The sequence below is a fragment of the Sphingobium herbicidovorans genome (assembly GCF_002080435.1).
Classification (GTDB): domain Bacteria; phylum Pseudomonadota; class Alphaproteobacteria; order Sphingomonadales; family Sphingomonadaceae; genus Sphingobium; species Sphingobium herbicidovorans.
This window is the reverse complement of sequence record NZ_CP020538.1, coordinates 204,145-230,857: the sequence shown is the minus strand read 5'-3', so window position 1 is coordinate 230,857 and position 26,713 is coordinate 204,145. Positions and strand designations below refer to the sequence as shown.

The window sequence follows — 26,713 nt, the reverse complement described above, 5'->3', positions numbered from 1 at the left end:
ATCGCCCTCCCGCTCTGCATCCAACTGGTCCAGGGCTCGGGCGGCGGCGCTTCCTGGCATGCTACAGGGTTTCGCGGTCGCGCATCGGCTGGCGCGATGGACAGGCAAAGCGCGAGCAGGCAGGCAGTTACGCGCATCGTCACTTCCTTCCGAAAAGCTTTTCTATGTCGCCATGGCCAAGCTTGACCCAAGTAGGACGGCCATGATTACATTGGCCGCTGCGAGGCGTGATTTCCATTTCTCGCAACAGCGCATTCATCTCTACCACGCTGAGTACGCGTCCCGCGCGCACGGAGCCGTGACACGCCATGGTGGCAGCAACCATGTCCAGCCTTTCCTTAAGCGATAGAGCGCTGTCATAGGCGGCAAGGTCGTCGGCAAGGTCGGAGACAAGGCCTTGTACGTCCCCCTGCCCCAACATCGCAGGGGTCGCGCGGACCAGTATCGCCGCGGGACCGAACCTTTCCAGTTCCAGGCCGAAGTCGCGCAATTCATCGATGCGTGCTTCCAGACGGTCGCAGGCGGGTTCGTCCAGTTCAACGACTTCGGGCAGCAGCAGCGCCTGAGCAGCAACGCCCTGCCCGTCCATGGCCCGGCGCATACGTTCAAGCGTCAGCCGCTCATGCGCAGCGTGCTGATCAACGATTACAAGGCCATCCTCTGCCTCGGCGACGATATAGGTGCGGGCGACCTGTCCGCGGGCGACCCCCAGCGGATAGCTGGCGCTCTCCGGCGCCGCGTCTGCGGCGGGTTCGGCGCGCGCTTGAGGTGGCGGCGCAGAAAAAGAGGGGCGGCGGTCGGCAAAGGAAGCCGACGACGGCGCATAGGACGACACGGCCGGAAAGGCCGCTTCGAAGATAGGGAGCTGACCAATCGGCGTTGGGGAGACCGGCTCAATCTTCCACGCGGAAAGTCCGGCGGGGTCAGCCTTCTGCACTGAACGAAAGCCCTCGGCATCCAACGCGCGGCGCAAGCCGGAAACAATCATGCCGCGGATCAGAGCAGGATCGCGGAACCGCACTTCGGTTTTGGCTGGATGGACATTCACATCCACCTCCAGCGGCGGGACATCGATAAACAGGGCAACCACCGGATGGCGATCACGCGCGAGCATGTCGGCATAAGCCCCCCGCACCGCGCCCACGAGGAGACGGTCGCGCACGGGGCGGCCGTTCACGAAGAGGAACTGATGATCTCCCACCCCGCGATTATAAGTGGGGAGCGAAGCTACGCCGGAAAGGCGAATACCCTCACGCTCCAATGAAACGATCACGTGATTCTCTGCGAGCGCTCGGTCGGTAAGTGCGGCCACGCGGTCCTCGCGCGCGTCACCGGCCTGCACACTCAGCGCACGGCGCCCGTCATGTTCGAGGGAGAAGGCGACTGACGGATGCGCCATGGCAAGGCGGCGCACGATGTCGAGACATGCCGCATATTCGGCTTTCGCCGAGCGCAGAAATTTGCGGCGGGCAGGCACCCGAGCGAAAAGCTGTTCTACCGTGACGCGCGTACCCGGCGGCAGAGCGACGGGACCTTCGGACAGCAGCGCACCATTATCGATCGTTCGGTTCCAGCCGTCCTGGCCTTGGGGCCTGCTGTCGATGGAAAGCCGGGCTACGCTGGCGATGGACGGAAGAGCCTCACCTCGAAAACCCAGGGTCGATACACATTCGATTGCGTCATCGGGCAATTTCGAGGTCGCGTGCCTTTCAAGGGCCAGGGCGATTTCCTCCGGAGCCATTCCGCATCCATCATCGCTGACCTCGATCCGGTCGAGCCCGCCATTGCTTAAGCGTATGGAAATACGCGACGCTCCGGCATCCAACGCATTTTCCACAATTTCCTTGAGCGCGCTAGCGGGTCTTTCAACCACTTCGCCCGCTGCGATGCGGTTGATCAGATGTTCAGGCAGGCGGCGTATTGACATTGATTAGTGACTAGCCCAAGCGAGCGCTTTCCGCGAGCCGTTGTCCCCGAAATTTTTACTTCCTGACAGGGGAGGATGACAGGGACGCCGGAACGTGGCACGGACATCCGAACGCCCCGGTTCGCGTCGCCGGGACGGGCGGGCTGAACAGGAATTCGCATGTCGATCTTTTCGCGACTTTTCAAACTCTCCTCCCAAGATATGGCTATCGACCTCGGCACGGCGAACACCGTCGTCTATGTGCGCGGCCGAGGGATCGTCCTGAATGAGCCGTCCGTAGTGGCGGTGGAGACGCTGAACGGCGTCAAACGGGTCAAGGCAGTGGGCGATGACGCCAAGCTCATGATGGGCAAGACCCCTGATTCGATTGAGGCCATTCGTCCCTTACGCGACGGCGTCATCGCGGACATCGATGTCGCCGAGCAGATGATCAAGCACTTCATCACCAAGGTGCATGGCGGCAAGTCTCGTCCATGGCGTTTCCCCGAAATCGTCATCTGCGTGCCGTCTGGTTCCACAAGCGTTGAACGCCGCGCGATTCGCGATGCGGCAAGCAACGCCGGCGCCAGCCAGGTTTTCCTGATTGAGGAACCCATGGCAGCCGCAATCGGCGCCGACATGCCAGTAACCGAGCCGATTGGCTCCATGGTCGTCGATATCGGCGGCGGCACGACCGAAGTCGCCGTACTGTCGCTGCGGGGGCTGGCCTATACCACCTCTGTGCGCGTAGGCGGCGACAAAATGGACGAAGCGATCGTCTCCTTCGTTCGCCGCCACCATAACCTCCTCATCGGAGAGGCAACCGCGGAACGCATCAAGAAGCAATTCGGGGTGGCTCAACCGCCTGAGGACGGCGTAGGCGAAACGATTCACATCAAGGGACGCGACCTGGTGAACGGCGTTCCGAAAGAAATCTCGATCAATCAGGGTCAGATTGCCGACGCGCTGGCCGAGCCGATCAGCACCATCGTCGAAGGCGTGCGCATCGCACTGGAAAACACCGCGCCGGAACTGGCCGCTGATATCGTCGATCAAGGCATCGTCTTGACCGGTGGTGGCGCACTGCTCAAGGGCTTGGACGACGAATTGCGCGACGAGACGGGCCTGCCCGTTACCATCGCCGAAGATCCGCTGACCTGCGTCGCCATCGGCACAGGCCGGGCAATGGAGGATCCGATCTTTCGAGGCGTTCTGCAGACCGCTTAAGGTCGGGGAGACCACAGATGGCGCGGCCACCCAGCCGGCGTCCCGGCTACAACCGCAAGGCGCAGTATAGCCTGTTCGTCAGCTATGTCGTGGCGGTCACGGGGGCTGCCGTCGGCCTCCTCTTGGTGGCCGTCGCAATCTTCGATCCGACCGGCTTTGCAGCAATCAGGACTGCGACATCCGAAATCTCGCGTCCGGCTTCACTCGGCCTGCGTAATATGGTGAGCGGCATCAGTTCGCTCGACGAGGTGCTGACCGCATATTGGCGTGCAGGATCTCAAAATATCGCACTGCGCCGTCAGGTCGAAGCCGATCACAACCGCATCATTGAAGCAAAGGCGATTTCGCAGGAAAATCTGCGCCTTAAAAAGTTACTGAAGCTGGTTGACGAGGATGAGAGCAGCTTGCTGACGGCACGATTGATTTCCTCATCCTCCTCCAGCCCTCGCCGCTTTGCGCGTTTGAACGCCGGGCGTTGGCAAGGAGTTCGAACGGGAATGCCTGTGCGCGCATCCGAAGGACTGATTGGACGCATTCATAGCATAACCCCCAATACCGCCGAAGTGCTGCTGCTGACCGATAACAGCAACATCGTGCCAATCCGCAGGGCAACCGATAGCGTCCCCGCCATATCCACCGGGCTGGGCGACGGAACGCTGGAAATCCGTTCGCTGGCGGCGGGTCGCAATCCGTTCAGCCCTGGCGACATTCTCGTGACTTCAGGTGTCGGCGGCATCTACCAGCCAAACATTCCCGTGGCAGTTGTCGTGCGAATAGCGGGAGAGATCGCCTATGGCGTACCGCTGGCCAATCCATCAAAGGTCGATGCCGTAGTCGTCGAACGCTCGTTCGAGGAAGCTGTCACGCGCAATGAACCTGCTGCGGCGGAAATCACCCCGGGGCCAGTGACAAACGCCACCGTCCAATGATTGACCCGCATCTCCAGCATGTTCCCCGGCTCGGCCGCCATCCGTCACGCTTTCGGCTGGCGGGAGCGCCGGTGATCGCGGTCATGCTGGGATCTGCTATCAGTGTAATGCCCCTGATCGCCCAAGCACCGGTCATGCCGCCCTTCGGCCTTCTACTGCTGCTGTCGTGGAGGCTCCTGCGCCCGGAACTGTGGCGTGCATGGATCGGCCTTCCGCTGGGACTGTTCGATGATATCCTGAGCGGCCAGCCGATAGGTTCCGCGATGTTTCTGTGGACCATGACGCTGATTGGTATCGATGCCATCGAACACCGCATCGTATGGCGCAGCTACCGGCAGGACTGGTTAATTGCGGCGATCGCAATTATCTTCTGTATTGTCGGCGGGGTGTTCTTCGCACGGATCACAGGCGGAGGGGACATCAAACTGAAACTGGTCGCGCCGCAAATGCTTTGGACGATCCTGCTCTTTCCATTCGTGGTGCGGCAATGCGCGCGGATTGATCGCTGGCGCGTAATGGCATGAAATCGACGACCCTCCAGCGGAAAACCGTAACCGAAACATCCTTGTCCTTTACCTTCACGCGCCGGGCCATGGTGATCGGAGGACTACAGGCCGGGATCGGCGCGATGCTGATCGGCAGAATGGGATGGATCAGCGTTGCAGAGAATGAGAAGTACAACGTCCTGGCGGAGAGCAATCGCGTCAACCTGACGCTTATCCCGCCGCGACGGGGGTGGATTCTCGATCGTCATGGCAAGCCTCTGGCAAATAACCGCACCGATTTTCGCGTCGATCTGATCCCTGAGCGTGTTACTGATCCTGAAGGCACGATCAGAAGCCTTACCCACTTGCTGACCCTGGCCCCCGAAGATGTGGAGCGGATCAGAACCGAGTTGGACAAGTCAGACGGGTTCCGTCCCGTGCAGGTCGCGGAAAAGCTGACTTACGACCAGTTCGCGGCCATCAGCGTGCGTTTACCTGACTTGCCAGGTGTAGCGCCGAGCCAAGGTTTTTCCCGCCATTATCCGGCCGGGGCAACTGTCGGCCATTTGTTGGGCTATGTAGGCGCGGCGTCGGCCAAGGACTTCGAAGAGCGCAAGGACCCGCTCCTGATTACTCCCGGCTTCAAGGTTGGCAAGGATGGTCTTGAGAAGTCCTTTGATCAAGCACTGACGGGCAAGCCGGGCGCCAAGCGGGTGGAAGTGACTGCGCGCGGTAAGATCGTGCGGGAGTTGACAACCCGACCCGATACACCGGGCAACTCGATCAGATTGACGATCGACGCTGGCTTGCAGGAATATGCAGGCCGGCGGCTGGCGACGCAGAGCGGATCGGTCGTAGTTATCGATTGCCGTAATGGTGACGTCCTGGCGATGGCATCGATGCCGAGCTTCGATCCCAACAGCTTTTCTGACGGCATCAGCCATCTTGAATGGGAAATGCTGTCGAAAGACGATCATGTCCCGCTGCGCAACAAGACACTGCAGGGCTTGTATCCGCCGGGTTCGACAGTGAAGCCGATGGTTGCGCTGGCGCTGCTGGAAGCCGGAATTTCAGCCGCGGATCGCGTCAACTGCCCCGGCGCCATTCGCGTCGGCAACACTTTGTTCCATTGCCACAAGAGACGGGGGCATGGCTCGCTCGACATGCGAGGCGCCATCGCGCAGAGCTGCGACATTTATTTCTATCAGATGGCTCAGCGCATTGGCATGGACCGCATCGCCAGCATGGCCCGGCGCGTGGGCATGGGACAGAAATTCCCCCTGCCCTTCCCCAGTCAAAGCTATGGCACAGTTCCCGATCCCGCGTGGAAGCTCAAAAAATATGGGCAGAAGTGGCAGGTCTACGACACGGTAAACGCGACCATCGGCCAAGGCTATATGCTGATAAACCCGCTACAAATGGCGGTCATGGCGGCGCGTCTGGCCACCGGTCGCCAATTGATGCCTAATTTCCTTTTCGGCGCGAAGCGGACGCAACCCGATCCTGTGGGAGTTCCGGAAGAGCATCTGGTGACCATCCGCGACGCGATGAGCGCCGTCGTGAATGGCGGGGGACCGGCGGCGCGGCGCGGATGAGTATTCCGGGCGTCCTGATAGCAGGCAAAACGGGTACGGCGCAGGTACGCCGCATCACGATGGCGGAACGAGCAGGCGGTGTGCGTGGCAACGCATCACTGCCCTTCAAACTGCGCGATCACGCGTTGTTTCAGGGCTTTGCGCCCTTCGACAACCCGCGCTATGCGATCGCCTGCATTATCGAACATGGCGGCCATACAAATCGTATCGAAGACGCCCCCATGATCGCCAGCGATACGATGTCCTTCCTGTTCGACAAGGCCAAGGCGATAGAAAAGCTGGAAACGCTGGAAAAAGACTGGGGCGGCCCGCCCGCAGAACGGCTTGCACGGCAAATGGGCGCATTTCGGCTCGCCAAGGCCATCGAGCGGGGAGAAGAGCCAACTGAAGCGAGTAGTCCGAACATTGCACCCAATGCGGCAGGCAATGTGACAACGCCTGCCGATAGCCCTGACGAAGCCCCTCCTCCAACCGCTCCAGCCGTCGGCCCCTGACTATTGCCCCGCATCCCAGTCGGTCGGTGCATGGCATATATCCGATGTTGGAGTTCGCTGCTGCGACACATTCAAGCGAACATCCATGCCGCAGGCCGCCCACGCGATCGCAACACCCCGCCACCGACCGCTCTTGCTCCCTGCAGCTTCAACTCGCCGCTGAGCTTCTTATGGCTAAACGAGTAAAACACTGGCCTCAGTACTAGCTGACCGCAGGCGGTAATCGTCCATAGCGGCCCTTGCTGTGCATCCGCATCATCATGGCCATTGGTCGATACAGCCCAAGAGTCAGATGAGACGAAATCGAGGCTCAGAAAGCGCCTGGCCCATATTTTTGTGCAGTGAGGCAATTTCCTGTTTGCAAAGTTAAAGGACAATGCTAACTGCCCGCCCACGCCACGGCGAGCCCCTAGCGGGATGTCCGGAAGCGAGTGTGGACGCATAGCTCAGTTGGTAGAGCAGCTGACTCTTAATCAGCGGGTCCTAGGTTCGAGCCCTAGTGCGTCCACCATTTTCTTCCCTTACAAATCAAACGGTTACCCCGTCCCGGGTCACCAATCGCAGACCGGTTTGCGCCGTGCCTGGGGGTGATTTTGGGACATGGACTTCCGCAGTCTTCTGCGCCTCTCCGGCGAGGCCGGTTCGGGACCCGAAAGTCAGCTGGTCGGCGTACGGCTGAAGATGCTTCACCGACAGATGCGCATAGCGGCGCACCATCGATTCCGATTTCCATCCGCCCAGCTCCTGAAGCACCCAGGTGGGCACGTCATTCTGCCGGAGCCAGCTCGCCCAGGTATGCCGCAGATCGTGCCAACGAAAGTTGGTGATCGCGGCGCGCCGGAGCGCCTTGCGCCAAGCCCGCGTGTTCGCCGAACGGAGCGGTCTGCCCCGGAAGGTGAACACATGGCTTTCATGCTTGCCCTGCTGCCGCATGAGAACGGCGGCGGCGAGATCGTTGAGCGGGACGCCCAAAGCTTCCCCGTTCTTCGTATCGCCATGCTCGATCGTCGCGATGCGCCGGGCGAGATTGACCCGGTCCCATGTCAGATCGAGCACATTGCCCTGGCGCAGGCCAGTCGCGAGCGCAAACACGACCACTTCACGCTGATGGGCCGGCAGTTCCTTGAGCAGGGTTTCGGCCTGCTCCTCGGTGATCCAGCGAACGCGGACCTTTCCGCCGACGCTGTAGGTCTTGAACGCCGGCACGGCGTCGATCCATTCCCATTCGCGCATCGCCCTTCGGAAGATGGCGCGGATGAGCGCCACATAGAGATCCTTCGTGCGATCCGTGCCATGGATATGGCGCGTCACCAGGCCATCGACGAGGCTCCGGTCGATCTGGTCGAGGGTCTTGCCCCGCAAATGACCAGTGAACCAACGGATCCGCTGCACATCGTCCCGGTAGGACTTTTTGTGCGCCTTCTCCTTGAGCCAACGCAGTGCCGCTTCGTCCCATGAACGCTTCGGCTTCTGCTTCAGTCTCGCCAAGTCCCACAGCTGAGCCTTCAGCTTGTCGTGGTATTCCTTCGCTTTTTCCCGGTCGGCTGTGCCAGTAGTATGTTTAATTCGGCTTCCGTCCGGGGCTGTGATGTCAACATAATAGGTATTTGCACGTTTCCAGAGTGCCATAGTGCCTCCTTGTCGTCGGCACCCAGATGCATCCGTGCGTCATCAGGATACCGCCCGCGAAGCCAGGCGACAAGGTCGGCCTCGACGAAGCGCCAGTCGCGCCCGATCTTGCCGCCGGGAATGACCGCCTGCCGGACGTAGCGGCGCACGGTGTTCGGATGCAGGCCGAGGAAATCCGCTGCCTCGATCAGCGATAGAAGCGCCGGCTCCGCCATCGCGGCTAGGGCGCCGCGCCGCCGCGCCGGGCGCGCGCGAACGCCTTGTCGCTCTCGAGGAACGACCAGAGCATGTAGGGCACGAGGTCGGCGGGCTTCTCGCGCTGCCCGTAAGCCGCCGCATAGGCGTCGGCATAATCGGCTAGCGCCTGTTCGAGGTCGGGCAACATCTCGACGACGAGCTTCACGGGCTTGCGATCGGGGATCTTCGCCAGCTTGATATCGGGCATCACGGCCTCCACGGCGCGAGGACGAGATCGCGGTGGACGATCACGCGCAGCGTCCAGCCGGGCCGCACGCGGATGGTCGGCGGGATGTCGAGATTCCGCTCGACGATGCGGTCGCCGGCGCGCGCGCCGTTGGTCTGCGCGGACTCGCGCATTGCGCGGACGAGTTCGCTCTCGTCGTTCCCGAAGCCGAGTTCGGTGCCGACGCCGAGCAGCGTCGCGAGCCCGACGCCCTTGAGCAAAGCCCAGCTGTGGAAGTCGACCTGGTCGGCGAGCCCGGCATAGCCCGCGGCATCGGTCGCGGGCGCGTTGTCGAGCGTCAGCGACGATCCGTCGGGCCAGATGATGCGCTGCCAGGCGACAAAAGCGCGGCGCTGGCCGAAGGCGATATTGCTTTCATATCGCCCAAGGAGCCGGGCGCCTTGCGGAATGAGGAGCGTGCGTCCGGTGATGCTGTCGTAAACATTCTCGCTCACCTGCGCGACGACGAGGCCGGGCAAGTCGCTGTCGAGCCCGGTCACGAGATTCGCCGGGATGATGCTGCCGCTGCTCACGATCCAAGGCGAGGCCGGCTGGCGAATGCGGTGTGCGCTGACTTCATTCGCGCTAGCGGCGACCGCGCTGCCGGTCGCTGCGGCGCTGGCTGGAGCTCCCGGAACCGTTTCGCCAGGTTTCTCCGGCGCCGATACGGTGTCGGCGACTGTAAGGTTAGCCGCCCCGCTCCGCCCGCCGAGCATCAGCACCGCCGATTGGCGCGCCGCAGCTTGGTCCGCCAAGGCCTTTTCGCGGGCGACGGCGGCCGCATCGGCGGCAGGGTCGGCAGGCAGCACCTCGCCCTCGCCCGCCAGCTTGCGCTGATGCTCGAGGATCGGGCGCCCGAGATCGCCGGGCAGCGGCGAACCGAGCTTCGGGATCGCATCATAGCTCCCGGGTGCCGCGGCGAGCGCCTCGGGCGAGCGCGCCGCTTGCGCGTCGAACATCTCGTCGCCGCTCGCGGCAAGCTTGAAGGACGCGGGGCTGAGCGCAATCCATGCGGTGGCGGCGATCGCCAGCGCGCCGACGGCAGCCATGCCGATAATCAGCTCGCGCCGGAACCGCACCACTCGGCGCGGGCTTCCCCGCAGCACCAGGCTCTCGGGATCGACCTTGGGCGTCAGCGGGGCCGGCTGCTCCAACGCGGCAGGATCGGCAGGCGCGGCGCCAACCTTCGGTGCGATGTCCTCGCTCACATTGCGATCGGGCACGTCGGACGCGTTCACCGGCTCGCTCCGGGGCCGACGCGGACAATGCGCACGACGGTCTGCCGCTTCGTTCCATGACGAAGCTCCGCGCGCTCGAAAAGGCGGTCGACGACATAGAAGCGTCCGCTGACGCGGTAGTTGACCAGTTCGGGACTATTGCCCTCCCCGGTCACGAACAACGGCGGCGCCTCGCCCTGCCCGAGCGTCGCCGGAAACTCTATAAAGACCTGCCGTCCGTCGTCGAACGCGCGCAGCGGCCGCCATGCCGGCTTGTCGCCGCGGATCGCGTAGCTGAAGTCGAGATGGACAGGATCGATCGCCGGGCGCGCCTCGACCGCGGCGCGCGTTGCACTTGCGGCGCGCTCGATCGCGAGAAGACTGTCGTGCGGGTAGGTCCAGGAGACCGCCGACATCGCCGTGCGCGCGGTGCTTGCGAGCGCGAGGTGATAGACGCGCCGGTCGGTCGTGATGATGAGATTCGTGGCCAAGCCGGGCGCGAGCGGCTTGATCATGATATGGACGCGGCGCGCCTCTCCCGCCCCGCTCGTCGTGTCGCCGACGGTCCAGCGCGCGGTATCGCCCGCCGCGACCGCGACGAGCGCTTCGCCCGGCTCGAGCGCAATGTCGGTGATATGCTCGGGCGCGGTCACGAGCCGGTAAACGCCGCCCTCGACATAGGCATAGGTTTGGATGGCACCGCGATAGTCCTGCGCGCGCGGTTCCTTGACGGCGGCAGCCGCCGCCGCGCGGACGCGCTCGACCGGCCCGGGACCGGCGATTGCGGAAGAGGCCAGAGCCACCGCACCGGCAGCGGCAAGAATCGGGCGGAAGCACGTCATGGCAAGGCTCCTTCGGGGGTTGCGGGTACAGGAGGAGTTTCGGCGGGCGGCTCACCCGCCGTGTGCGGCGGCGCGTTCGCGGCGGCGGGGCCGCGCTCCTCGCGCTCATATTCGCGGCTCCAGTCGATCGCCTCGACATAGAGGCCAAGCGGATTTTTGCGCAAGACGTCGGCCGAGCGCGGCGGCTTCACGACGACGGTCAGCATCGCGGTCCAGCGCGACGTCGAAGCAAGGCTGCCGCGCTCATAGGCGCTTTCCTTCCACTTCACCTGCCACGACCGCGGCGAGGCGCGCACGACGCTGGTGATCTCGACCGACACCGATCTCGTCCCGACCTTCGCAAAGGGATCGGAGGCCCGCGCATATTCGTTGAGGAAGAGAGCGCCGCGCTCAGCCGCGAAGTCATAGGCGACGAGCCAATTCTCGCGCATCAGCACCGGGTCGAGCGAGATGCCGCGGACATTCGCAATGAAGCGGCCGAGCGCCCACGCGATCTGCGGGTCGGTCGGATTATAATCGGCGGTTGCGGGCGCGACGCCGCGCGCCTCGCCGAGCCGGTCGACCTCGACGACATAGGGCGTGACGCGGCTCTGTACCGACTGCCAGACAAGTCCGGCGGCGAGCCCGGTCGAGAGCAGAAGTCCGCCGAATGCCATGATCCGCCAGTTTCGTGCCTGGACGCGCGCGGCGCCGATCCGGTCGTCCCACGCCTGTCCGGCGCGCTGATAGGGCGTGACCGGCTCGGGCGTGTGCCCGTAGCGCTGGATAGGTCGTTTGAATTTCATCGGATCAATCCTCCTTCTCGGCGATATCGGGGCTCGCGCCGCTGCCACCGCGGCTCCCGTCGGAAATCACATGGGCGGCAGTCTGCCGCGCCGAGCGACGGCGCTGGTCGGCCTTGAGATCGGTCGCCCACGCGGGCGGTGCAGCAGACGCGGCGGCATTCTCGTTCGACGGCGGCGAAGCCGGGCTCTTGCTCTGATTTCCGGCGTTCCAGGCGGCATCGCGCCCGGCGGCGGCGGCGTCGCCGATCCCGAGCGAGCTGCCAGTGCGGCGCGCAGCGTTGACGGCCGCGCCCCTGGTCGCGGTTGCGACGCCCGAGAGACCGGCGCCGACCGTTTGCGATCCCGAGGTTTCCTGCCCGAGCTTGTACGACGTCGAGGCCGCCGCGCCCATCAATGTGCCGGCGCGAACCGCGCCGAGCGCGGCGCCGCCGCCAGCGCGCGCAGCCGCCATGCCGGCGCCGCCGGCGACGATCATTGTTCCCGCGGCTGCGGCGACGGTGCCGACTGCAGCGCCCGCGCCGAGCTGCGGTGCGCCGGCGACAATGCCCGATGCGATGCCCGGTCCGTAGATGCCGAGCCCAAGCAAGGCCAGCGCGCCGAGCGCCAAAGACATCGCTTCCTCGACGTCTGGCTCGGAGCCCGCCATCGTCGTCAGAAAATCGGGAAAGAAACCCGAGCCGATGCCGACGATGACGCCAAGCACCATCACCTTTACCCCCGACGATATGATGCTGCCGAGCACGCGTTCGGCGAGGAAAGCGGTCCGGTTCCAGAGGGCAAAGGGCATCAGCGCAAAGCCCGCGAGGCTGGTCAGCTTGAACTCGATCAGCGTGATGAAAAGCTGGATTGCGAGAATGAAGAAGGCGAGGATCGTGAGGACCCAGGCGATCAGCAGCACCACGATCTCGAGGAAATTCTCGAAGAAAGCGATCGGCCCGAGCATGTCCTTGATCTGGTCGATGAGCGGATGCGCCGCCTCGAACCCCGCGCCGGCAAGCCGTCCGGGTTTCAGTAGGTCTTCGGCCGAGATCGTGCCGCCGCCGGCGGTGATGCCGAGCCCGGCGAAGGAGCGGAAGATAATATCCGAAAGCGCCCCGAAGTTGCCGATGATGAAGGCGAAGACGCCGACATAGAGGATCTTCTTGAGCAGCTTCGCGATGATGTCATTCTCTCCGCCCATCGCCCAGAAGAGCCCGGCGAGCGTGATGTCGATGCCGATCAATATGCTGGTGAGGAAAGCGACATCGCCGCCGAGCAGCCCGAAGCCGCTGTCGATGTAGCGGATGAAGGCTTCCATGAAGCGGTCGATGACATTGAGATCGTCCATCGGGCGGGCTTTCGTAGAGGATGATGGGTCCGCGGGGTCTCGGGGGGAGTTTTCGAGACCCCGCGGCGAACGGCGGGCCAGGAGAGGGGCAGCCTCGCGCCGTTCGTGTCGCTGGTCAGCGGATCGGCGTGTAAGCCTTGCCGTCGCCGAGGAAGCGGCGTGTGCGCTCGCGCGCTTCCGCCGCACTCTGCGCCGCGCGGGCGCGGTCGATCATGTCGGCCTCGTAAGCGGCCGCCATCATCTGCTGGAGCTGCATCTGCTGCTTGGCGGCGAGAGCGAGAAGCTGGTTGGTCGCCTGTTGCGCCTGCAGGCTGCCCTCCGCACTCGAGCTTCGCGCCGCGACGTCGGCGAGCACCGCGGCATCGGCCTTCACGTCGGCGGCGATGCGCGACTGGACCGCGAGCGTGCGGCGGTACGACGCCATCGCGGTATCGAGCCGCGCCTTGGCATTGGCGACGCTCGCCGACCGGGGCAGGCCGGAGAAGTCCTTCGGGAACAGCGCCGCCATGCGCGCGTCGAGCTGGTCGACCCCGAAGTCGATCCCCTCGGCCTTTTCCATCAGCGCATCGACGCGGGCGAGATTATCCTTCAGCTTTTCGAGTTCGGGGAAGTCGACTCGCTTCAGATGCTTGTCCATGTTGGCAAGCATCTGCGCTTCATTCTGGAGCTGCCGGATCTGCTGGTCGATCTGCTTGAGCGTGCGCGCGGCTGTGAGCAGGTTCTGCGAATAATTGGCCTGGTCGAAAACCGGCATCGCGGTGGCGGGCGGCACGGCGAGCAGCAGCGCCGGAATGGCGGCAGCGGCAAGCAGCATATGGGCAAACGTCTTCATGGCATTTCTCCTTCTTGGGGGGCGGGTCGATCGGTAGTGGGGGCACCGGGGAAGTCGGCGAGCAGGTCGGCGGCCCAGTCGAGGCCGGCGCCGCGCAAGAAGTGCGCCGCGAAATCGCCTTCGCCATGCTCGGCGAGGACGGCGTCGATCCGCGCCTGCGTCGCCGGATCGGATGCGCCGCAGAGCGCCAGCGCAATCGGGCCCAGACCGAGCTCGAAGAGGCGGTTGCCGCGCGCCGACTGGAGATAATATTGGCGCTTCGGCGTCGCGCGCGCGACGAGCTCGATCTGCGCTTCGTTGAGCCCGAAGGCGGCATAGGCGGCGCGGCTCTGCGGCTCGACTGCGCGGTCGTTCGGGAGGAGAATCCGCTGTGGGCAGCTTTCGATGATCGCAGGCGCGATGCTGCTGTTCGAGATATCGGCGAGGCTCTGCGTCGCGAAGATCACCGCGACATTCTTCTTGCGCAGCACCTTCAGCCATTCGCGGATGCGCGCCGCGAAGAGCGGGTTGTCGAGGAATATCCAGGCTTCGTCGAGGATAAGCAGGGTCGGCCGCCCGTTGAACCGCGCGTCGAGCCGGTGGAACAGGTAGGAGAGGACGGGTTCGACGACGCTCGCCTGCCCCATCAGCGCCTCGGTCTCGAAACATTCGACCGATCCGAGCGCCAGCCCTTCCTCGGCCGCATCGAGCAGACGGCCGTGCGGACCTTCGAGCGTGAAGGGCTGGATCGCCGCCTTCAGCGCATTCGACTGGAGGAGCAGCGACAGACCGGTGAGCGTGCGTTCCGAGGCGGGCGCGCTCGCGAGGCTGGTCAGCGCCGACCAGATCGCGTCCTTGATGTCGGGGGTCACCGCAACGCCCTCGTGCGCGACGAGCGAGGCGACCCAGTCGGCGCCCCAGCTCCGCTCCTCGGCGCGATCGATTTCACGCAGCGGCTGGAAGGCGAGCATATCGTCGCCCTCGCCGAGCGCATGATGTCGTCCGCCCATCGCCAGCACCGCGGCGCGCGCCGAATTACCCTTATCGAAGATATAGAGCTGCGCGCCCGCGTAGCGGCGGAACTGCAATGCGATCAGACCGAGCAGGACCGACTTCCCTGCCCCCGTCGGCCCCGCAATCATCATATGGCCGACGTCGCCGACATGGGTCGAGAGGCGGAACGGCGTCGATCCACCGGTCTCGGCCATCAGCAGCGGCGGGCCGCCAAGGTGGCGGTTCCAGTCGGGTCCGGCCCACACCGACGAAAGCGGCATCAGATGCGCAAGGTTGAGGCTGTGCACGAGCGGCTGGCGGACATTGGCGTAAGTCTGGCCCGGCAAGCTCGACAGCCAGGCTTCGACCGCGTTGACGCTCTCGCGGATCGCGGTGAAGCCCAGCGAATGGACGATGCGCTCGGCGGCGCGCAGCTTTTCCTCGGCGCGGGCACGGTTCCGGTCCGATACCGTGATCGTCGTCGTCAAATAACCGAAGGAGACATGATCGCCGCCGAGCGCCTGGAGTGCGGCATCGGCATCGACGACCTTGTTGTCGGCGTCGCTGTCGAGCAGTTGCGCCGGCTGGTTGTACATCACCTCGCGCAGCAGCGCCGAGAGCGACTTGCGCTTGTTGAACCATTGCCGTCGGAGCTTGGTCAGCGCCGCAGTCGCGTCGGCCTTGTCGAGCGCGATGAAACGCGTCGTCCAGCGATAAGCGAAGTCCTGTCCGTTGAGCGCGTCGAGGATGCCGGGGCGACTGATCGAGGGGAAACCGAGGATCGTCAGCGACCGCAGATACTGGTCACCGAGCATCGGCTCGAGCCCGCCGGTGAGCGGCGTGTCGGCGAGCAACGCATCGAGATACATCGGCGTCGCGGGAACGCGGACGCGGTGGCGGTGCGGCGAGATCGCGCGGTGGAGATAGGTCAGAGTCTCGCTATCGTCGAGCGCGCGGACCTCGGGCATGAACGTCGCCATCAGGTCGATCGCGCGCAGACTCTCGGCCTCGAAGCGCGCGAGCGCCTCGCGCCAGTCGCGCGTGCCTTGCGTGGCGTCGGGGCGTTCGATCAGCGCGCGCCCGGCGCCGTCGGCTTGGTCGGCAGGCGGCATCCAGACGAGCGTCAGGTGGAAATGGCTCTCGAAATGCTGCCGCTCGCTGTCGTCGAATGCGGCGCGCCGTTCGGCATCGACGAGCCACGAGGCCGCGTCGGGGAATTCGCTTTCGGGATAGCCCGCCGCGGCGACGCGCTCGGCCTCGAAGAAGAGCGCCCAGCCGGATCCGAAGCGCCGCAGCATATTGTTCGCGCGCGCGCAGGCGGCGACGAGTTCGGCCTCGGTCGCGCTGTCGAGGTCGGGGCCGCGAAAGGCGATGCTGCGCTGGAAACTCCCGTCCTTGTTGAGGATGATCCCGGGCGCCACGAGCGCCGCCCATGGCAGATGATCGGCGAGCCGGTCGGCGCGCGACCGATATTCGGCGAGGTTCAGCATGTGAGCTCGCCTTTCTGCCGAATGTGGCGCGCGAGCACCGGCGCGAAATCGGGATCGCGCTTCGCCGCGAATACCATCAGCGTGTGGCCGAGCGCCCAGAGGATGAGGCCGGCGATCCATTGCTGAAGTCCGAGCCCCATCGCCGCGGCGATCGTGCTATTGACGATCGCGAGCCCGCGCGGCGCGCCGCCGAGCAGGATCGGCTCGGCGAGCGAGCGGTGGATCGGCGCCTCATAGCCTTCGATATGACTCATGCGACGAGCGCCCCGCCGCCGAAGCTGAAGAAGGAAAGGAAGAAGCTCGAGGCGGCGAAGGCGATCGAAAGGCCGAAGACGATCTGGATCAGCCGCCGGAAGCCGCCCGAGGTTTCGCCGAATGCCAGCGTCAGCCCGGTCGTGATGATGATGATCACCGCGATGATCTTCGCGACCGGTCCCTGCACCGATTCCAGCACCTGCTGGAGCGGTTCCTCCCACGGCATGCCCGAGCCCGCGGCGAGCGCCGTTGCGGCAAGGCCGAACGTCAGAGCAGCAACAAGGACCGGACGCGCGGTGTGCGCCGTCGTGGTGGCGCGCGACATCGCAAAGGGAATCAGGGACATGGCATTTCTCCTTCAGGCTGAATGGAAAGGTCGGTCAGTGCGTAGTCGCCGGTCGGGCCGACGCCCTCGACGCGCGCGATCGTCGCGATGCGCCGCGCGGCGCCGCGTCCGGCGATGAAGACAATGAGGTCGATCGCCTCGGCGATCAGGCGCCGCGGTACGGTGACGACGCTCTCCTGGACGAGCTGCTCGATCCGGGTCAGCGCCGACGCCGCGCTATTGGCATGAACCGTGGCGATGCCGCCGGGGTGTCCCGTGTTCCACGCCTTGAGCATGTCGAGCGCCTCGGCACCGCGCACCTCGCCGACGATGATGCGGTCGGGGCGGAGCCGCAGCGTCGAGCGGACGAGATCGCCCATCGAGACCGCGCCCGCACGCGTGCGCAGTTCGACGCGGTCGGGCGCGGGGCATTGGAGCTCTCGCGTGTCCTCGATCAGGATCACGCGTTCGTCGAGGCTCGCCATTTCGGCGAGGAGCGCATTGGCAAGCGTCGTCTTGCCCGAGCTGGTTCCGCCGGCGACGAGGATGTTGAGCCGTTCGACGACGGCCAGCGACAGGAGGCGCGCCGCCTCCGGCGTCGCGATGCCGGCGCCGACATAATCCATTAGCGTATAGACCCGCGCCGCGGGCTTGCGGATCGAGAAACAGGGGGCGAGGCTGACCGGTGGCAACAGGCCCTCGAACCGCTCGCCTGCCCCTTCGCCATGCGGCGGCAGCTCGGCGCTGACGATCGGCGACGCGGCGTGCACCTCGAAGCGGGCATGCGATGCCACAAGCCGGATGATCCGCTCGACCTGTTCGGGCGCCATGCGCACGCCGGTATCGACCCGGCCTTCACCGAGCACGTCGACGCGCAGCGCCCCGTCGGGATTGACCATCACCTCGACGACATGCGCGTTCGACAGCGCCGCCTCGATCGCCGGGCCCATCGCGCTGCGCAGCATCGTGCGCCGCCGTTCGGCGGAGACGGCCGCACTCACGCGCCGCCTCCCGAGCCAAAACTGCCGCGGCCCTCGCGGAAGGCCTCGACGACCTTCGCCGTGAACCATTCGAAGCGCTCGCGGCCCTGCGCGCGCGCGACATCATCGCCCTCGGCAACCGGCGGGACCGATGCGAGGAGGTAGCGCACGAGGAGTGCGAGGATTTCGATCTCGATCTGGCCGTTGCGCTCGATCCGCGCGAGCACGCGCGCCAGGCCATCGAGGCGCGGACCGAAGCGCTCCTGCAGTTCATTGACGCCTTGGCGCGTCAGCCAGGCTTCGAGCGCCTCGGCGAGGATCGTCGATTTGGTGACGCCGGGCTTTCTCGCGAGCAGCGAAAGCCGGTCGCTGAGGCCGCGCTCGATGAAGAGTTGGTGCCGGACGAGGCCCGCGCGCGCGCTCACAGCCCGAGCCCCAGCTGCTCGCCGTCCTGCGACACGGCTTCGTCCATCGCGTGACCGATCAAGACCGGCGCGAGCGGACGGACGCGGTCCATCAATTTCTTGTCGATCGCGGGATCGGTATCGTCGTCGATGCCGAGCGGGTTGGAGGGACGCGCGGTCTCGACGCGCGGTTCCGGCTGTTCGGCGAGTTCGGGCACCTTCGCCTGCTGCGCGCCGCCATCCTCGATCGCGGCGTCGTCGGCGTCATCCGCGTCGATGTCGGCAGCGACCAACCCCGCAACGCAGCCGCTCCAATCGTCGCCGCGTGTTGCCGGTCGATCGGCATAGCCGTCATCGGCGAGTTCGGGCGCGGGGCCGAGGCGCGCCTTGAAATTGGCGTCCTCGAAATAGCGCAACTTCTTCGCACGGATCGGCGCCAGCCCGGCGACGAGCACCAGCTCGTCGGTCGGCGGCAGCTGCATGACCTCACCCGGCGTCAGCAGCGCGCGGGCGGTTTCCTGCCGGCTGACCATGACGTGGGCGAGCCAGGGCGCGAGCCGGTGGCCAGCGTAGTTGCGCATTGCACGCTGCTCGGTCGCGGTGCCGAGCGCGTCCGAGATGCGTTTCGCGGTGCGCTCGTCGTTGGTCGCGAAGGCGACGCGGACATGACAATTGTCGAGGATGGCGTTGTTATCGCCATAGGCTTTGGAAATCTGGTTCAGCGACTGCGCGATCAGGAAGGCGCGAATGCCGTAGCCCGCCATGAAGGCCAGCGCGGTCTCGAAGAAATCGAGACGGCCAAGCGCCGGGAACTCGTCGAGCATCAGCAGAAGGTCGTGGCGGCGGACGGTCGATCGCCGGTCGTCGAGCTTCTCGGTGAGGCGGCGACCGATCTGGTTGAGGATCAGGCGAACGAGCGGCTTGGTCCGCGAAATGTCCGACGGCGGGATGACGAGATAGAGCGAGAGCGGCCGCTCGGCGGAGACGAGATCGGCGATCCGCCAGTCGCATCCCGATGTCACCGCGGCGACCGTCGGGTCACGATAGAGGCCGAGGAACGACATGGCGGTCGAGAGCACGCCCGAGCGCTCATTCTCGCTCTTGTTGAGCAGCTCGCGCGCCGCCGATGCCACGACGGGATGGACCCGCGGCTCGTCTGCCGTTCCGAGATGATTGGTGCGCATCATCGCGACGAGCGTCGCGGCGAAGCTGCGCGAGGGATCGGAGAGAAAGGTCGCGACGCGCGCGAGTGTCTTCTCTTCTTCGGCGTAGAGAATGTGGAGGATCGCGCCGACGAGCAGCGAATGGGAGGTCTTTTCCCAGTGATTACGCCGTTCGAGCGCCCCTTCCGGGTCGACCAAGATATCGGCGATATTCTGGACGTCGCGGACCTCGCATGCGCCCTTGCGCACTTCGAGCAGCGGATTGTAGCGCGCCGAGCGGACGTCGGTCGGGTCGAAATAGAGGCAGTGCGAGAAGCGCGATCGCCACGCCGCGGTCAGCTGCCAATTCTCGCCTTTGATGTCGTGGACGACCGCCGAACCGGTCCAACTGAGTAACGTCGGGACGACGAGCCCGACGCCCTTGCCCGAACGCGTCGGCGCGAACGCCATGACATGCTCGGGGCCCGCGTGGCGCAGATAGCGGCCCGACAGCCGCCCCAGAAACACGCCGGCATCGCCGCGCAGCCCAGCGGCGTCGATCTCGCGCTCCTTCGCCCAGCGCGCCGAGCCGTAAGTCGTGACCTGCCCTTTCTGTCGCGCGCGCCAGAGCGAGCCGCCGATCGCCGCGCCGCAGCCGATGAAACCGCTGGCCGCCGCGAGCGAACCCGCCTTGTCGAAGACGTGCGGCGCATAGGCCTCATAGTGATACCACCAGGGAAAGAGGTCCCACGGCCGATAGACCGGCAGCCCGCCGAGGCGGAGCCATGGCGCGCCAAGCTCCGGCTGATAGCCGAGCATCTCGGCGGCCCATTGCGTGGCTGCCCAGACGCCGAGAACCACAATCGCGAAGACGATCAATATCTGGCCGATGAGCAATTTGGTCGGGGTCATGATGAGGCTCCCGTCCGGACGGCCTTGTCCGGACCCGAGCCCACAAAATCCGCGCTAGACGGCCAAACTTACAGTACGTCTCCGACGCACCGAGGTACGTCTCCGACGCATTTCAGACCATCGAGCCGTGTATTCCTACATTATTGTGACGACTGAGCGTATGCGGGAAGCTGGCGCGCGGTTGGGAATGCTCGACTTCATCCCGCGAGGCCGCGAAACACGGGTGGCCGCATTCACGACATAGGGGGGACCTGATGACACTGTGCGAGTTATATGAGGAGTTGAAGGGCTGGCAGTCGATGATCGGCTCCATCCTCGGCTTCGCAGCGCTGACTTGGGGCGCGCTCTACAACTACAAGTTGAACCGGCGCCGCGATGATGAAACCCGGGCGAAAGAGGCGTTATCTGTGGCCCTCGGTCTTTACAGCGAGATCACGCTGATTTCGAAGGAACTCGTTCATCTAGCCAATTCAGTAGGGCGATGGTACCTGCGCACTGGGATTTCTGGGGGCGGACTTCCTGCTCATTTTACCGAGAGCTTTGTCCTCCCCGAGGCCACACTTTTCAAAGCACTGGCATCCAAGGTCGGTCTCTTGTCTCCTGACATTCTCATGCCCGTGGCGCGGTTTTACGGATATTATGGCGAAGCGGTGACCCATTTTCCTCATATCGTTGAAGATCAGGACCGCAAGGTTGGTTACGGCGTCGAATGGGTGCTCGACCCGGCCATCAGCGCGATTGATGCCGTGCAACCCGCATTACGCGAGATCGAACGAATTGGCGGAATATCTGAGCCCGCCACGATGGCCGACTTAAAGACAGCGCGGGAGGCGCTGGCACTGGAGAGAGATATGCGTGACTAAGCGGGGAATGTGATATGCAACGGCTGTGCAACCGGGACGATTGGCGCATCTCTCTTCGCGCCTCGCAGCACCGCCGTGGTTTATCATAGTCTGCGCGTCAGTCGGCCTAAGCGCTATACATCGCGGCTCCGACCGGCTCGTCGAACATGCTGAGCTCTACGCAGCACCTGAATCTGTTCTAGAATCAGGCGTGCATCGTAGCCGTCCGCCAAATACGCCTTAACGCCGGAAATAGCATCGTCCGCGTATTGGGAAGCCGGACCCAACGTCGAAACGTTGGGAAGATCGCGCGCGCGCCGCTTTGGCTTTAACAACGCGTTCTTCGAAACGTCGCTGTCAATCTCTTCGCTGGCAGCGCCAGCGCGGCGCTGTTCGGCAATTCGTTGATTCACATAGTTCCACAGGTTGGCGATGCGCGGGGTAACGCGCTTCACCTCTCGGTTCCTCACCCGCGATACTAGCCCGCCTTATTCACCAAAAGTGTCCTGAAGGGTTGGCGGGAGTGGCGTAAGCCTCTGATCTGAATTAGGAACTGGGTGTCTAAGCCGAACCTGCCGCAGGGCAGAAAATGCCACGGGCCACACCCGCCATGAACGATGATATCGCAAGCTCATTTGGATTCCCAGCAGTCGGCCGCAAGAAAATCACAGCTGCGTTCGACGGTGGCCGGCTTACCTCGGATGGCGGTGTTCTACTGCTTGCACAGGCCGAGCGCGCGATGGGGATTTGCCAGCGCCTGGCGGCTTGTATTGCCGATCCGCGCGATCCAGCGCGGGTGATCCATCGCCTGGATGACATTCTGCGTGCCCGTGTGTTCGCGATTGCGTGCGGCTATGAGGATGCCGATGATCTCGATGCTCTGCGCGACGATCCAGGCTTCCGCCTGGCGCTCGGCAAGCTGCCGGAATCGGGCGCGGGGCTGGCCAGCCAACCGACGATGAGCCGGTGGGAAAATGCACCGACTACGCGCGAACTGGCCAGCATGATGGCCGCGATGATCGACATCTACTGCGCCAGCTATCCCGCCCCTCCGACAGCGGTCACGCTGGATATCGACGACACGTGCGACGTCGTGCATGGCTATCAACAGCTCTCGTTCTGGAACGGGCATCATGGGGAGCGCTGCTTCCTACCGATCCATATCTACGACACCGCGACCGGCAGGCCGGTGGCCATGCTGCTGCGCACAGGCAAGACGCCTTCTGGAAAGGAGGCGGCGGGGCACATCCGACGCCTGGTGCGTCACCTGCGCCGTAATTGGCCCGATACCCACATCACTATCCGCGGCGACGGGCACTATGGTCGACCCGAGGTCATGGCCTACTGCGATGCGGCCCGCGTCGATTACGTGTTCGGCCTGCCCACCAATTCAGCGCTGCGCGCCGATCCCGCCATTGTTGCGGTCGCCGATGCCTGCGCGGTCAAGCGCGCCCAGCGTCAGTGTCCCGTCCTGCGCAACTATGCCGAGACCCGCTATGGGGCAAAGACCTGGAAGTGCCAGCGTCGCGTCGTTGCACGGATCGAGGCCAGCACGCTGGGCATGGACATCCGCTATGTCGTCACCTCGTTGGCAACAGGATCGGCCGAGCACATCTACGACACGCTCTACTGCGCGCGTGGTCAGGCCGAGAACCTGATCAAGCGCCACAAGTCCCAGCTCGCCAGCGACCGAACCTCGTGCCGCTCGGCCAATGCCAATCAGATGCGCCTGATACTGCACACTGCCGCATACTGGCTGCTATGGCGCATCCAGCAGGCGATGCCCAGGACCGCTGCTCTGGCAAGCGCGGAGTTTACCACCTTGCGCCTGCGGCTGCTCAAGGTCGCTGCGCGCGTCGTAGAAAGTGCTAGCCGCATCCGCATTGCCTTCGCTTCCGCCTGTCCGGATGCCGACCTGTTCCGCGCCCTCGTTCTCCGGCTGAAGCCTGCGCCGACGTAGCCCATGCGGCAGCGCCGCAGAACTCCGAGCCCAGCCCTTCAACCCGAAAAGCCCATCAATCCGAATGCGGTGAAACAAACGCCAGCGATGCCGGTCGTCCGCGCAATACAGCCAGCCGCAGCAAATGCCCAGAGCGGGCCCGAAACCGAGCGTCGTGAATAAGAGAGGCTAGTGCCTGATCAGCTCCGATCGCACGAGCAATGTCCTTTTGAACGGGCAATCCCGGCACTCGGAGCATCGCCGCCAAGAGTTCCAGGACATCATCAGGGACATCTTCGAATCGCATAATTCGCCTTGCATATTCGCATATTCACATTAAAGCTATGCGAATATGCGAAATATGACCTTCTGTGATATTTTTAGCGGCGCCGGCCTTTTCAGTGCTGGCTTCGTCGATCATGGCTTCGAACCAGTTCTCGCTATCGACATTTCGAAGGAAGCAATTGCTTCCTACAATCGGAACCTGCGCGACGTCGGAGTTACGGCATCGGTGTCAGGATTCGACGACATCCCACAGGCGGATGTGTTGATCGCGGGCCCGCCTTGCCAAGGCTTCTCCACGCTCGGCAGGCAAGACCCCTTGGACGTCAGGAACGATCTTGCGCTCGAAGTTCCGAGGTGGGCGAAAGCGAGCAACGCGGAAGTGGTTGTGGTTGAGAATGTCCCACCATTTCTGTCGTCTCAGCAGTGGCGGCGCCTTGCTGTGATGCTGGAAGGTCAAGGATACGAGATATTTACATGGCTCCTTGACGCCGTGGATTACGGGACGCCGCAGCTGCGCCGCCGAGCCTTTACGATTGCTTCGAAGATTGGAAGGTTCAACGCTCCTGCGCCGCATCATGAACGCATTACCGCTGGCGATGTCCTCGCCCGAGAAATACCTGTGGGCGACGAACTACATCGCTGGCCACAGCCGGTCGGGATCGCGGCTCAACGAATTCAGCTCATTCCGCCAAGAGGTGACAAGCGAGATTTGATGCGGCTGGCTCCCGAACTCTGCCCCCCATCGTGGACGCGGGTCGGATGCCAGGCAACAGACGTCTGGGGGCGGGTCGATCCAGATCAACCTCTCAACACTATCCGATGCACATTCCAGAACCCCTCCAAGGGTAGATATCTACATCCCGTAGAGAATCGGACGCTATCGCTTCGTGAGGGCGCACGAATTCAGGGAGTGCCGGATCATTGGATGTTCGCTGGCAGGCCTTACCCTGTAGCTCGTCAGATCGGGAACGGCGTCCCGGTACCGTTAGCCCGCGCCGTCGCGGGCGCCGTGCGCGACGCGATATCCAAAACGGAGATCAAAGTAGCCGCGTAATTGGATGCAGGCTCTTCCAATTCGGTTCAACAAGTATCATGCTGACCGAATGAGCCACGACCTTTTCGATAAGCGGCCCGCTTCTTTTCCCCTCCGAATTCAGGGAGGGATGCTAGAAGCACTTGGAATCAACATGTATGCGACGATAGGCAAATGCCTAGTCGAATTTGTCGCCAACGCGTACGACAGCGAGGCGCGACAAGTAGAAATTACGATCCCGACCGACGAAATTCATGAAGCTCGGGTTGCTGCGAAGGCTGCCGCAAAGAAGGAAGTCGCCGAAAATCAGCGCGATCCGTTCACGATTCTTCTTACCCCCCTTCCAGAGAATATTTCGATTGTAATTTCTGACGATGGTCACGGGATGTCACCGGCTGATGTTGAACAGAAATTCCTGCCTATAAATCGAAAGCGCCGCCTGGATGTCCAGACCGGGGCAGAAACGATTTTGAAGTCCGAAACGGGCGTCCGAAACGTGATGGGGCGAAAGGGACTTGGGAAGTTAGCGGGGTTCGGCGCCGCGACAAAGGTGGTTATCCGTACCAAGCGCAAGGGTGAAACTTTCGCCACAACCTTCATACTTGACGATAGCACAATCCGACATGCCGAAGACCTAGGATCGGTCGACATTCCGGCGAGTTATGAAGACAATCTCCCCTCTGAAGATCATGGCACCAAGATCACGTTGACCGGATTGAAAGCCGATGCGGTGCGCTTTTCCACCGATACCATCGGAAATACTATTCGCCAGGCGTTTTTCGGGATCGAGCCCGACGAACTGGCCATCAAGATAAACCACGTCTTGGTAGAAGCCGAAGTCGCAGAGTATGATTTTGTTTATCCCGCGGGCGCCTCTCTGGCTAATTTGGCCGACGATGTCGTGAATGTGGAAGACGTTACCACCCTGCCCGTCAAATATATGGTAGGATTTCGCCCCAGGGGGAAGCACCTACCGACGTCGCAGCGGGGAGCCCGAATCTACTGCAACGATCGGCTCGCCGCTGGGCCATCTTTGTTCGGACTTCCGACCGGCATGCACAACTTCCACAGCCAGAGCTACATGGAATGTGTTGTTCGCGCCGATGACCTTGACCGTCATGGCATCGACTTGGTGAATACCAACCGGACGCAGTTGCGCGAAGACAACGAAATCGTGCGCGCCCTGATCACCTTCGTCGAAGAAGCGATGAAAAAGGCGCTTGCTGCCCACGCAAAGTGGAAAGAAGACAAGGTCGACGATGATATCGAGAGGTCTAAAACTGCCCGATCGGTGATGAGATTCACAGATGCCCTGGAAGGTCGAGCAAAGACCTCAGCCAAGAAGCTCATACGCGCGCTCGCGGTGGAACATGGCGCTGACTCAGAAGAATTTGCAGAATTGGCACCGCTGGTGGCGCAATCTGTCAATGCCGGCGAAGTTCTAATCCGGCTTAGCGAACTCGGACATGATCCTAAGTCCCTTCAAATCATCGCGCTCAATCTTGTCGAGCTGGCAGATATCGAGAAAAGCGATGCTTTGAAAAACTATCGCGGCAAGCGAAATGGCATCAATGCCCTCTTGAAGCTTATCGAAGATGGTGAGGGAGAGTTCTGGAAGACGAAAGGGATCGAGAATCGCCTCCATGGCCTTCTCAAAGACCAGCCTTGGCTAATCAAGCCGGAGTATTCCAGATACTTAACGAGTGATGCCAACCTCTCAAGAGTATCGACTGCTATTGCGGCTCACCTTGGCATAGATGAACAGGTCAAGGCGATGGATGACGCTAAGCGCCCCGACCTTGTCTTTGTTATGAGCGACACGGGCGCTCCGCATCAGATAAATATAGTAGAATTGAAGAGCCCGTCGCTTCCCTTGATGAACGCCCATCTGTCACAGCTCGAGGGCTATATGGCGAAGGTCGAAGAATATTGCCTAATGGAGTTACACCGTCGGGTTCACGTTCAGGGCTACCTTATCGGATCTATGCCCGACACAAAGACGACCAACGATGACGAGAGGCTTTTGCTCAACCGAGTCGGGAAGGCAGGTCCTGACACTGCTTGGAAAGTAGTGGGGCTTCGATCCCTTCTGGAGGGGGCGCAAGTTGCACACGCGTCGGTAATTGAATCCCTCGAAATCGACATACGCCGAGGCTTAGCCGACGACGAAGAAGAAGTGACCGCTTCGGCTGCTGAGCAAGAATCGGTACAGACGGTTACGACCCTCCAATAGCAACTCGTTTCTTGGCTCTGGGTTATACGCGAAATCGGCCACGAATTTGCGAATCAACCATCCATAAACAGGACTATTCTCATGGTTCAGCCGCTCCCGGATTGGCCGGGAAGCATCTTTCATCTATGCGCTAGCGATGGCTATTGATGAGCACTTCGCTGTCGTTGATT

At 63.1% G+C, this 26,713-nt stretch carries 23 protein-coding genes, 1 tRNA gene and 1 pseudogene; 9 read left to right on the top strand and 16 right to left on the bottom strand.

What is annotated here, in order from left to right; translation table 11 throughout:
• Positions 1-139: 139 nt before the first annotated feature.
• Positions 140-1,927 carry a DNA mismatch repair endonuclease MutL gene (gene mutL / locus B6S01_RS01130; RefSeq protein ID WP_037468542.1) on the bottom strand — a complete coding sequence of 596 codons (1,788 nt, stop codon included), beginning with the start codon at positions 1,925-1,927 and terminating at the stop codon, positions 140-142.
• 159 nt (positions 1,928-2,086) lie between these two features.
• On the opposite strand from mutL, the gene B6S01_RS01125 reads away from it, so the two are divergent.
• The 5 genes and pseudogenes from B6S01_RS01125 (at position 2,087) to B6S01_RS01105 (ending at position 7,147) form a co-directional block, all read left to right on the top strand.
• Positions 2,087-3,133 carry a rod shape-determining protein gene (locus tag B6S01_RS01125; RefSeq protein ID WP_007685698.1) on the top strand — a complete coding sequence of 349 codons (1,047 nt, stop codon included), beginning with the start codon at positions 2,087-2,089 and terminating at the stop codon, positions 3,131-3,133.
• Positions 3,134-3,150: 17 nt separating this feature from the next.
• Positions 3,151-4,062 (top strand): rod shape-determining protein MreC, encoded by a 912-nt coding sequence (mreC, locus tag B6S01_RS01120; protein WP_051908560.1) that lies wholly within the window; start codon positions 3,151-3,153, stop codon positions 4,060-4,062.
• The gene (mreD, locus tag B6S01_RS01115) at positions 4,059-4,586 is read left to right on the top strand and encodes a rod shape-determining protein MreD (protein ID WP_037468540.1); all 528 of its coding nucleotides are present in this window, start codon (positions 4,059-4,061) and stop codon (positions 4,584-4,586) included. The genes mreC and mreD overlap by 4 nt, the downstream gene beginning before the upstream one ends.
• A pseudogene (gene mrdA, locus B6S01_RS01110) lies at positions 4,583-6,636 on the top strand (penicillin-binding protein 2). Before mreD ends, mrdA begins: the two are co-directional and overlap by 4 nt.
• Before the next feature lie 435 nt (positions 6,637-7,071).
• Positions 7,072-7,147, top strand: a tRNA-Lys gene (locus B6S01_RS01105).
• A gap of 17 nt (positions 7,148-7,164) precedes the next feature.
• Here the strand turns inward: B6S01_RS01105 and B6S01_RS01100 are convergent.
• The 14 genes from B6S01_RS01100 to B6S01_RS01035 all read right to left on the bottom strand — a co-directional run bounded on the left by B6S01_RS01100 (position 7,165) and on the right by B6S01_RS01035 (position 20,211).
• Entirely contained in the window at positions 7,165-8,124 is a 960-nt protein-coding gene (locus tag B6S01_RS01100) for a tyrosine-type recombinase/integrase (protein WP_037468534.1), read from the bottom strand.
• 17 nt (positions 8,125-8,141) lie between these two features.
• Positions 8,142-8,480, bottom strand: a complete 339-nt coding sequence (locus tag B6S01_RS20830; protein WP_037468532.1) for a helix-turn-helix domain-containing protein — start codon at positions 8,478-8,480, stop codon at positions 8,142-8,144.
• A gap of 5 nt (positions 8,481-8,485) precedes the next feature.
• Positions 8,486-8,710 carry a DUF2274 domain-containing protein gene (locus B6S01_RS01090; RefSeq protein WP_037468731.1) on the bottom strand — a complete coding sequence of 75 codons (225 nt, stop codon included), beginning with the start codon at positions 8,708-8,710 and terminating at the stop codon, positions 8,486-8,488.
• Complete coding sequence (locus B6S01_RS01085) at positions 8,710-9,966, bottom strand: TraB/TrbI/VirB10 family type IV secretion system protein (protein ID WP_231568076.1); 1,257 nt, start codon at positions 9,964-9,966, stop codon at positions 8,710-8,712. The genes B6S01_RS01090 and B6S01_RS01085 overlap by 1 nt, the downstream gene beginning before the upstream one ends.
• Positions 9,963-10,787 carry a P-type conjugative transfer protein TrbG gene (trbG, locus tag B6S01_RS01080; RefSeq protein WP_037468530.1) on the bottom strand — a complete coding sequence of 275 codons (825 nt, stop codon included), beginning with the start codon at positions 10,785-10,787 and terminating at the stop codon, positions 9,963-9,965. Before trbG ends, B6S01_RS01085 begins: the two co-directional genes overlap by 4 nt.
• Positions 10,784-11,572, bottom strand: a complete 789-nt coding sequence (trbF, locus tag B6S01_RS01075) for a conjugal transfer protein TrbF (RefSeq protein ID WP_037468528.1) — start codon at positions 11,570-11,572, stop codon at positions 10,784-10,786. The genes trbG and trbF overlap by 4 nt, the downstream gene beginning before the upstream one ends.
• 4 nt (positions 11,573-11,576) lie before the next feature.
• Complete coding sequence (gene trbL / locus B6S01_RS01070; protein ID WP_037468526.1) at positions 11,577-12,899, bottom strand: P-type conjugative transfer protein TrbL; 1,323 nt, start codon at positions 12,897-12,899, stop codon at positions 11,577-11,579.
• 115 nt (positions 12,900-13,014) lie between these two features.
• Entirely contained in the window at positions 13,015-13,713 is a 699-nt protein-coding gene (gene trbJ, locus B6S01_RS01065) for a P-type conjugative transfer protein TrbJ (protein ID WP_234810778.1), read from the bottom strand.
• 14 nt (positions 13,714-13,727) lie between these two features.
• Entirely contained in the window at positions 13,728-16,193 is a 2,466-nt protein-coding gene (gene trbE / locus B6S01_RS01060) for a conjugal transfer protein TrbE (protein ID WP_037468522.1), read from the bottom strand.
• On the bottom strand, positions 16,187-16,447 hold the full coding sequence (locus B6S01_RS01055) for a VirB3 family type IV secretion system protein (RefSeq protein ID WP_037468520.1): 261 nt from the start codon (positions 16,445-16,447) through the stop codon (positions 16,187-16,189). Before B6S01_RS01055 ends, trbE begins: the two co-directional genes overlap by 7 nt.
• Positions 16,444-16,773 carry a TrbC/VirB2 family type IV secretion system protein gene (locus B6S01_RS01050; RefSeq protein WP_037468729.1) on the bottom strand — a complete coding sequence of 110 codons (330 nt, stop codon included), beginning with the start codon at positions 16,771-16,773 and terminating at the stop codon, positions 16,444-16,446. The genes B6S01_RS01055 and B6S01_RS01050 overlap by 4 nt, the downstream gene beginning before the upstream one ends.
• An 11-nt stretch (positions 16,774-16,784) precedes the next feature.
• Positions 16,785-17,774 (bottom strand): P-type conjugative transfer ATPase TrbB, encoded by a 990-nt coding sequence (gene trbB / locus B6S01_RS01045; protein WP_037468518.1) that lies wholly within the window; start codon positions 17,772-17,774, stop codon positions 16,785-16,787.
• Positions 17,771-18,178 carry a hypothetical protein gene (locus B6S01_RS01040; RefSeq protein ID WP_037468516.1) on the bottom strand — a complete coding sequence of 136 codons (408 nt, stop codon included), beginning with the start codon at positions 18,176-18,178 and terminating at the stop codon, positions 17,771-17,773. Before B6S01_RS01040 ends, trbB begins: the two co-directional genes overlap by 4 nt.
• Positions 18,175-20,211 carry a conjugal transfer protein TraG gene (locus tag B6S01_RS01035; protein WP_037468514.1) on the bottom strand — a complete coding sequence of 679 codons (2,037 nt, stop codon included), beginning with the start codon at positions 20,209-20,211 and terminating at the stop codon, positions 18,175-18,177. The genes B6S01_RS01040 and B6S01_RS01035 overlap by 4 nt, the downstream gene beginning before the upstream one ends.
• A gap of 254 nt (positions 20,212-20,465) precedes the next feature.
• On the opposite strand from B6S01_RS01035, the gene B6S01_RS01030 reads away from it, so the two are divergent.
• Complete coding sequence (locus B6S01_RS01030) at positions 20,466-21,074, top strand: hypothetical protein (RefSeq protein WP_037468513.1); 609 nt, start codon at positions 20,466-20,468, stop codon at positions 21,072-21,074.
• Between the two features lie 113 nt (positions 21,075-21,187).
• Here the strand turns inward: B6S01_RS01030 and B6S01_RS01025 are convergent, their stop codons facing one another.
• Positions 21,188-21,508, bottom strand: a complete 321-nt coding sequence (locus tag B6S01_RS01025; RefSeq protein ID WP_081570258.1) for a hypothetical protein — start codon at positions 21,506-21,508, stop codon at positions 21,188-21,190.
• Between the two features lie 155 nt (positions 21,509-21,663).
• Between B6S01_RS01025 and B6S01_RS01020 the strand changes: the two genes are divergently transcribed.
• From B6S01_RS01020 to B6S01_RS01005, 3 genes are all read left to right on the top strand, one after another.
• On the top strand, positions 21,664-23,013 hold the full coding sequence (locus B6S01_RS01020; protein ID WP_013039775.1) for an IS1380-like element ISSp1 family transposase: 1,350 nt from the start codon (positions 21,664-21,666) through the stop codon (positions 23,011-23,013).
• Positions 23,014-23,344: 331 nt separating this feature from the next.
• Positions 23,345-24,331 carry a DNA cytosine methyltransferase gene (locus B6S01_RS01010; RefSeq protein WP_062793022.1) on the top strand — a complete coding sequence of 329 codons (987 nt, stop codon included), beginning with the start codon at positions 23,345-23,347 and terminating at the stop codon, positions 24,329-24,331.
• Between the two features lie 49 nt (positions 24,332-24,380).
• The gene (locus tag B6S01_RS01005; protein WP_062793020.1) at positions 24,381-26,543 is read left to right on the top strand and encodes an ATP-binding protein; all 2,163 of its coding nucleotides are present in this window, start codon (positions 24,381-24,383) and stop codon (positions 26,541-26,543) included.
• The last annotated feature ends 170 nt before the right edge of the window (positions 26,544-26,713 follow it).

Excerpts from the sequence above, each read along its gene's own strand:
- mutL (WP_037468542.1), bottom strand. The coding sequence starts at position 1,927 with ATGTCAATACGCCGCCTGCCTGAACATCTGATCAACCGCATCGCAGCG.
- B6S01_RS01125 (WP_007685698.1), top strand. The coding sequence starts at position 2,087 with ATGTCGATCTTTTCGCGACTTTTCAAACTCTCCTCCCAAGATATGGCT.
- mreC (WP_051908560.1), top strand. The coding sequence starts at position 3,151 with ATGGCGCGGCCACCCAGCCGGCGTCCCGGCTACAACCGCAAGGCGCAG.
- mreD (WP_037468540.1), top strand. The coding sequence starts at position 4,059 with ATGATTGACCCGCATCTCCAGCATGTTCCCCGGCTCGGCCGCCATCCG.
- B6S01_RS20830 (WP_037468532.1), bottom strand. The coding sequence starts at position 8,480 with ATGGCGGAGCCGGCGCTTCTATCGCTGATCGAGGCAGCGGATTTCCTC.
- B6S01_RS01090 (WP_037468731.1), bottom strand. The coding sequence starts at position 8,710 with ATGCCCGATATCAAGCTGGCGAAGATCCCCGATCGCAAGCCCGTGAAG.
- trbG (WP_037468530.1), bottom strand. The coding sequence starts at position 10,787 with ATGACGTGCTTCCGCCCGATTCTTGCCGCTGCCGGTGCGGTGGCTCTG.
- trbF (WP_037468528.1), bottom strand. The coding sequence starts at position 11,572 with ATGAAATTCAAACGACCTATCCAGCGCTACGGGCACACGCCCGAGCCG.
- trbL (WP_037468526.1), bottom strand. The coding sequence starts at position 12,899 with ATGGACGATCTCAATGTCATCGACCGCTTCATGGAAGCCTTCATCCGC.
- trbJ (WP_234810778.1), bottom strand. The coding sequence starts at position 13,713 with ATGCTGCTTGCCGCTGCCGCCATTCCGGCGCTGCTGCTCGCCGTGCCG.
- trbE (WP_037468522.1), bottom strand. The coding sequence starts at position 16,193 with ATGCTGAACCTCGCCGAATATCGGTCGCGCGCCGACCGGCTCGCCGAT.
- B6S01_RS01055 (WP_037468520.1), bottom strand. The coding sequence starts at position 16,447 with ATGAGTCATATCGAAGGCTATGAGGCGCCGATCCACCGCTCGCTCGCC.
- B6S01_RS01050 (WP_037468729.1), bottom strand. The coding sequence starts at position 16,773 with ATGTCGCGCGCCACCACGACGGCGCACACCGCGCGTCCGGTCCTTGTT.
- B6S01_RS01035 (WP_037468514.1), bottom strand. The coding sequence starts at position 20,211 with ATGACCCCGACCAAATTGCTCATCGGCCAGATATTGATCGTCTTCGCG.
- B6S01_RS01030 (WP_037468513.1), top strand. The coding sequence starts at position 20,466 with ATGACACTGTGCGAGTTATATGAGGAGTTGAAGGGCTGGCAGTCGATG.
- B6S01_RS01020 (WP_013039775.1), top strand. The coding sequence starts at position 21,664 with ATGAACGATGATATCGCAAGCTCATTTGGATTCCCAGCAGTCGGCCGC.
- B6S01_RS01010 (WP_062793022.1), top strand. The coding sequence starts at position 23,345 with ATGCGAAATATGACCTTCTGTGATATTTTTAGCGGCGCCGGCCTTTTC.
- B6S01_RS01005 (WP_062793020.1), top strand. The coding sequence starts at position 24,381 with ATGAGCCACGACCTTTTCGATAAGCGGCCCGCTTCTTTTCCCCTCCGA.